Source organism: Asaia platycodi JCM 25414 (assembly GCF_000614545.1).
GTDB lineage: Bacteria > Pseudomonadota > Alphaproteobacteria > Acetobacterales > Acetobacteraceae > Asaia > Asaia platycodi.
Window position 1 is genome coordinate 80,086 of sequence record NZ_BAKW01000017.1, and the last position, 6,798, is coordinate 86,883.

Here is a 6,798-nt window from a genome sequence, read left to right on the forward strand (position 1 = left end):
TCTGGAGAGCGCCCGATGAAACGGTCGATCCTTTTCGATACGGAAACCACAGGGCTCGACCCGGCGACGGGCGATCGCGTGATCGAAATCGCCGCCCTTGAGCTGATTGACGATCTGCCGACGGGCGAGACTTTTCACGTGCTTATCAACCCCGAGCGCGACGTGCCGCCAGAAGCGAGCCGCGTGCATGGTTTCACCCTCGACGACCTGCGCGACAAGCCGAAATTTGCCGAGATTGCTGACGGATTCCTTGCCTTTATCGGCGATGATGAAATGATCGCGCATAATGCGCCCTTCGATTTCGGCTTTATCAACGCCGAGCTGGAAGCCTGCGGCAAGCCGCCGCTCGAGCGCAAACGTATGGTCGATACGCTTGAAATGGCCAAGAAGCGCTATCCCGGTCTGCCCAATTCACTCGATGCGTTGTGCCGCCGTCACGATATCGATCTTTCGGCGCGTACGACGCATAATGCGCTGCTCGATTGCAAGCTGCTCTCCGAGGTCTATCTCGAACTGATGGGGGGACGTCAGCGCGGGCTTGGTCTCGCCGTTTCGGGGAGTGGGGGTGGGGTCGCAACCTATCGTGCCAATCCCGACCGTAAGCCGCGCCCCATGACCCCACCGGATGAAGAGACATTGGCCGCCCATGAGAAATTTGTGGCCAGCCTCAAGGAGCCAATCTGGCTGCAATGAAACGGATTCTGTTCATCACTGCCAATCGCCTTGGCGATGCGGTTATTTCCTCAGGCGCGCTGGGTGAGTTGATCCGACGCTATCCTCAAGCGCGTTTCACCATCGCCTGCGGGCCGGTTGCCGCTTCGTATTTCGAGGCTTGTCCGCAGGTCGAGCGCGTGATTGTGGTCAGCAAGCGTCGCTACGATCTGCACTGGATCTCACTCTGGTGGTGTTGTGTTGGCCGCTGGTGGGACATGGTGGTGGATCTGCGAGGGTCGGGCGTATCATTTTTTCTGCCGACCCTGCGTCGCCGCATCCTGCGCGGGGGGCGTCGACCGGGTGCGCGTATCGGTCATCTTTCTGCGCTGTTTCGCAACCGGCCTCCTCTCATGCCTCAAGCCTGGTCGCGCCCAGATCAGGAGCGTCTCGCCAGTGCCATTTTGCCCGAGATGCGGCGCTACTGCGCGCTCGCGCCAACGGCGAATTGGGATGGCAAGATCTGGCCCCCAGAGAATTTTATCGCGCTCGGGCGAGCAATGCAGGCCAAAGGCCTGATGCCCGTTCTCTTCTATGGTCCGGGAGAAGAGGAGCGCGCGCGCGCGCGGCCAGTTCTGGCCGCGCTCGATGACGCCATTGATCTGGGGGGACAGGCGGGGCTCGGTCTGATCACGGCGCTTTTGCGCCGCTGTGCCCTGTTTGTCGGCAATGATTCAGGCTGATGCATCTGTCGGCGGCGGCCTCTGTGCCGACGCTCGGGTTGTTCGGCCCGAGCCGCGCGTCGGAATATGCCCCGACCGGGCCGAAAGCCCGCTTTATCGCGGCTCCCGGTCCTGAAGGAGACGCGCCGATTGCCGGCCTTTCAGCGGAGCGTGTCGTGCAGGCAACTTGTGCGCTTCTGGCGGATGAAGGATAATCAGACATGAGCCAGACGCGTCTCCTCCCGTCTTCTCCGCTGCGCATCGCCCATGTCATGGCTGGCGCCGCGAGTGGTGGCGCCGAGCTGTTTTATGAGCGCCTTTGCATGGCGCAGCATGAATCTGGCCATGATGTGCGTGCCGTTCTGCGTCGTGACCCGGCTCGTGAATCCCGCTTGAAAGCGAAGGGCGTCAGGACCGAAGCGATGCGTTTTGGCGGGCGTCTCGATTTCATGACGACGATCCGGCTGCGCCAGAGCCTCACGCAATTCGAGCCGCAGATCGTCATTGCCTGGATGAGCCGTGCTGCACGCATGCTGCCCAAGGGTCCTTGGCCCATGGCCGGGCGTCTGGGCGGGTATTACGATCTCGCCAATTATCGGCGCTGCTCTGATCTGATCGGCAATACGCGAGGGCTTGCGCGCTGGATGATCGCCCAAGGGTGGCCTGCGGATAATGTGCATTATCTGCCCAATTTTGCGACCGATCTGTCGGGTGTGGCGCCCGAACGCCCGCCCTGTGTAGCCGAAGGGCAGAAATTCATTCTGGCGCTCGGGCGACTGCATCGCAACAAGGCCTTCGATGTGCTCATACGCGCGATGAAGGCGCTGCCCGGTGTTCATCTGGTGATTGCGGGCGAGGGGCCTGAGCGCGAGGCCCTGACCGCGCTTGCTGCGAGCGAGGGCGTGACTGATCGCGTGCATATGCCAGGTTGGGTGCAGGATAGCGGTGCCTGGCTGAAAGCCTGCGATCTTCTCGTCTGTCCGTCGCGTATCGAGCCTCTGGGTAATGTGGTGATCGAGGCGCTTTCTGCGGCGCGTCCGATCGTGGCCAGCGCCATTCAGGGGCCGGAGGAAGTGCTGTCGGGCACGGAAGACGGCCTGCTGTCGCCTGTGGAAGATCCGCAGGCCTTGGCCGAAGCCATCGGGCGTGTTCTGGAGACGCCTGAACTCGCCGAGCGTCTCGCCCGGAACGGAAGGGCGCGTTTCGAACGTGAGTTCTCGGCGCCGACCGTTCTGGCGCGCTGGGACGCGTTTCTATCTGCCATGGCGTCCCGTCAGAGCGGAGCTGCTAGCGCATGTGCGGCATTGCGGGCATTGCCTGCCTTCCCGGTCACAAGCCTGACCCGGTCATTCTTAATCTCATGGCGGAGGCTCTGCGTCATCGCGGACCTGATGGCGAAGGATTTTACGAGACGGGTTCAGCCGCCCTGGTGCATAGGCGTCTGTCGATTGTCGATCTTGAGGGCGGCGCGCAGCCGCTCACTCAGGCTCGACGGCTCTGGTCGCCAATGGGGAGATCTATAACGATCCTGCCCTACGCCAGAGATTGGCCGACGCGCCATTCAAGACGGGGAGCGACTGCGAATCCCCGCTTTTTCTCTGGCCGATTGCTGACACGCAATACACCTTCGAATTGCGTGGCATGTACGCGATTGCTCTGCTCGATGAGAGTGGCCCCCAGACGGTTCTCGCGCTCAGTCGTGATCCGTTCGGTATCAAGCCGCTCTATTATGCTCAGGTTTCGAGCGGGGTAATTTTCGCTTCCGAACCGCAAGTGTTGCTGGCTACAAATTTGCTGCCGCGTGCCATACGCCCAGAGGCACGCGACCAGCTTTTGCAGGCGCAATTCGTGGCGGGGCGCGAGACGATCTATCCCGGTATCATGCGCGTTCTGCCCGGCGAGACTTTGCGCTTTGTTGATGGTGCGCTTGATCAGGCGAAAAAACAGCCTGTCATTCACGGCAGCATCGACAGGAGCCTGACGGAAGAGACGGCGCTGGCGCGCCTTGATTCAGCTTTGATGGATAGTGTTCAGGCTCACGAGCGCGCCGATGTGCCGTTCGGCATGTTTCTGTCCGGCGGGATCGATAGCAGCGCTGTGCTCGCTGCCATGACGCGTCTCGGTCATGGCGCGCCTCTGGTCTGGACTGCGCGTTTCGATACGGGTGGCGTCGACGAGAGCGCTAAGGCAGCAGAACTCGCCCGAAATCTGGGCGCGCAGCATCAGGTTCTGACCGTGACGGAGGCGATGGTCTGGCGCCATCTGCCGCAGATCGTGGCCTGTCTGGATGACCCGGTAGCCGATTACGCCATCATTCCAAGCTGGTTTCTGGCGCGTGAGGCGCGAAAGGACGTCAAGGTCATTCTCAGCGGTGAGGGTGGCGACGAGTTATTTGGCGGCTATGGCCGGTATCGGCGTGCCATGCGCCCGTGGTGGCGTGGTGGGCGACTTCCCTGGCGTCGCGGCATGATGGATGGGATCTGCGCGCTCGAAACCGGCAGGAAATGGCGTGCGGATTTCGTGCCCCAATTCGAGGAAACCCGTTTGCGTGCCGTTCAGGCGCTCGATCTGCGCGAGTGGCTGCCCAATGATTTGCTGATCAAGCTCGACCGCTGCCTCATGGCCCACGCCGTTGAAGGCCGTACCCCGCTGCTCGACCCGGCATTGAGTGCGCTGGCCTGGTCCCTGCCGGATTCGCTGAAAATTCAGGGCAAGCACGGCAAATATCTGCTGCGTCGTTGGGTCGAAAAGAACGTGCCCGGTGCCACACCTTTTGCGCCCAAACAGGGTTTCACCGTGCCGATCGGGGAATGGATTGCGGCGCAAGGCGCGCGTCTGGGCCCGCTCGTTGCAGACAGCACTGCGCTCAAGGGTGTCATCGCGCCTGAAACCATCAAGGCGCTTTTCACCCGTGCTGCAGGGCGGCGCGAACGTCATGCCGCTTGGGCGCTGTTGTTCTACGCCCTTTGGCACCGCATCCATATCGAGAGCAGTTCTTTCGAAGGCGATGTTTTCGAGACCCTTGCCCGTTGAAACCGCCCCCCGATCTGAGGAGAAAACCATGCATTACGATCTGATCATCAGGCACGGTACCTGCGTTTTTCCCTGGGGGGAGGCGCAGGCCGATCTCGGCGTGAAAGACGGCCGCATTGCGAGCCTCACTGTCACATCTCACGATAGCGCCGCGCAGGAAATCGACGCAAAAGGGCTGCATGTTCTGCCTGGCATGATCGACAGCCATGTCCATCTGCGCGATCCGGGGAATGCCGCTATCGAATCAATCGCCACCGGCACGCGCGCTGCGGCTTTGGGCGGCATCACCATGGTGTTCGATATGCCGAACACGTCGCCTTCGATTACGTCTGCCGAGACCATCGCTGACAAGCGCCGCACGGTGGCCGAGAATGCCCTGATCGATATGGGGTTCTATGTTGGGGCAACGCGCGCCAATACGCCACAACTCGCCGGGTTGGAGCAGGAAGAAGGAATCTGCGCCATCAAGGTCTTTGCGGGGTCATCGACCGGCGACCTGATGATCGAGGATGACGAAGGCATCGAAGCGGTTCTGCGCAGCGGGCATCGCCGTGTGGCTTTCCATTCGGAAGACGAATATCGGCTTCAGGCGCGCAAGCCGCTTTTCGAGACCGGCATGGCGCATGTGAACCACATGATCTGGCGCGATGAGGAGTGTGCTTTTCTCGGCACGCGTCGTATCACGGCACTCGCTCGCAAGACCGGCCGCCCCGTGCATATCCTGCATACCTCGACCGCTGAAGAACTCGACTGGCTGGCAGCACATCGGTCGCATGTCAGTGTCGAGGTTCTCGTCAATCACCTTACGCAGGTTGGTCCGGATTGCTACGAGACGCTTGGTGCCTACGCGGTCATGAATCCGCCCATTCGCGATCAGCGCCATTACGATGCCTGCTGGGCTGCCGTGCGTGACGGGCGTGTCGATGTGGTGTCGTCCGATCACGCGCCTCATCCCCGCGAGGCGAAGGAAAAGCCGTGGCCGCAATGCCCGGCAGGACTGACCGGGGTGCAGACGATTCTGCCGGTGATGCTTGACCATGTGCATGCCGGGCGCCTGAGCCTGACCCGTCTGGTCGATCTGATGGCGGCTGGTCCGGCACGCATATACGGATTGCAGACCAAGGGGCGTCTGGCGGTCGGTTTCGATGCCGATTTTACCTTGGTCGATCTGAAGGCGCAGCGCGAAATCCGCAATGACTGGATCGCAAGCCCGGTCGGCTGGACGCCCTTCGATGGCAAGCGCGTGACCGGCTGGCCGGTCGGCACCATCGTGCGCGGCACAATCGTGATGCGTGACGATGAAATCGTCTCGAAGCCGATCGGTCATCTGGCCCGATTTGCGCCGTAATTATTGCGCAAATTCCGTCCCTGTTCTTCACCCGTAACTGGCAGCCTGCTTGATCATGAAACGTCTTGTCTTTTCGCTTCTTTCCGCCTCGTTCGCCTGTGCCAGCGTGAGCGCTTCATCGGCGTTCGCCGACCCGCGGGCCAAATGCGGGCAGGAGCCTTCCGCCCCGACGATTACTGCGACCGACACAGCGCATTACAATGCGAGCGTCGACAGGTTCCAGGCTTATGAGAAGGAGGCACGCAGCTATAACAGCTGCGTTGCGTCAGCCGCGCAGAAAGAAGAGCAGGCGATCAGTGAAGAGGCTCGTGACCGTATCGCCAAGATCCATGCGGTCAGTACCGGCGTTCAGCAGCGTATCGCGGCGAATTTCAGCCATCTCTCTGCCGATCTGACATCAGCAGGCAAGAAGCTTGCCAAGCACTGAGTGTCATAGGCGATGCTCCGGCAAGCGGCCGGGGCCTTTGTATTTGCATGAAAGGGTGGGGGGTAGCCCCACCCTTTTTTCGTTCAGCCTATAAGCTGCGGCGCCAGGGCACCGATATCATGAAATACCTTGCGAAACCGTGCTTCGTCCGGCGTGCCGCCCGAGGTATAGGCCGTCATGATGATCGATCGAGCCGGCTGTGCTTCGAGCGTGGCGAAGGCGATGTCGGCAGAGATATCCTTTCCGTTATTGCCTGTCTTGTCTCCGGCGATCCAGTGAGGCGGTAGTCCCGCGCGCAGGCGATGGGTTCCGGTGGTGCAGCTGATCATCCATCCACGCAGAAGCGCTGCGGAATGAGGGTGTAAGAGCGTGCCGTGTATCAGCCGGTGCAATGTGCGCGCCATGGCAACGGGGCTTGTCGTGTTGGCCTGCGGGTCGGCGGAAGGACGATTGAGTTCGGGTTCGAATGCATCGAGACGGGTGACGTCATCGCCACTATCGCGCCAGAAACGCGTCAGCGCTGCAGGCCCACCGATATGGCGCAGCAGCATATTGGCGCATACATTATCGCTCATCGTGACAGCGCCGGCACAGAGGGCGGCGAGGCTGAGACTGCC

Annotated in this window: 4 protein-coding genes and 3 pseudogenes; 6 read left to right on the forward strand and 1 reads right to left on the reverse strand. The window is 61.3% G+C overall.

Annotated elements, in window-relative coordinates:
- Positions 1 to 15: 15 nt before the first annotated feature.
- The 6 genes and pseudogenes from dnaQ (at position 16) to JCM25414_RS12430 (ending at position 6,181) form a co-directional block, all read left to right on the forward strand.
- Positions 16 to 693 (forward strand): DNA polymerase III subunit epsilon, encoded by a 678-nt coding sequence (gene dnaQ / locus JCM25414_RS12405; RefSeq protein ID WP_025841850.1) that lies wholly within the window; start codon positions 16 to 18, stop codon positions 691 to 693.
- Positions 690 to 1,588, forward strand: a pseudogene (locus JCM25414_RS20035) (glycosyltransferase family 9 protein). The gene dnaQ and the pseudogene JCM25414_RS20035 overlap by 4 nt, the downstream one beginning before the upstream one ends.
- 6 nt (positions 1,589 to 1,594) lie before the next feature.
- Positions 1,595 to 2,638, forward strand: a pseudogene (locus tag JCM25414_RS20040) (glycosyltransferase); the annotation flags it as partial.
- Between the two features lie 29 nt (positions 2,639 to 2,667).
- Positions 2,668 to 4,406, forward strand: a pseudogene (gene asnB / locus JCM25414_RS20045) (asparagine synthase (glutamine-hydrolyzing)).
- A gap of 28 nt (positions 4,407 to 4,434) precedes the next feature.
- Entirely contained in the window at positions 4,435 to 5,754 is a 1,320-nt protein-coding gene (locus JCM25414_RS12425) for a dihydroorotase (protein ID WP_025841851.1), read from the forward strand.
- 55 nt (positions 5,755 to 5,809) lie between these two features.
- Entirely contained in the window at positions 5,810 to 6,181 is a 372-nt protein-coding gene (locus JCM25414_RS12430; RefSeq protein WP_025841852.1) for a hypothetical protein, read from the forward strand.
- An 83-nt stretch (positions 6,182 to 6,264) separates the two neighbouring features.
- Here the strand turns inward: JCM25414_RS12430 and JCM25414_RS12435 are convergent.
- Positions 6,265 to 6,798: class A beta-lactamase (locus tag JCM25414_RS12435; RefSeq protein WP_025841853.1), on the reverse strand; the 534-nt coding region annotated here is incomplete at its 5' end.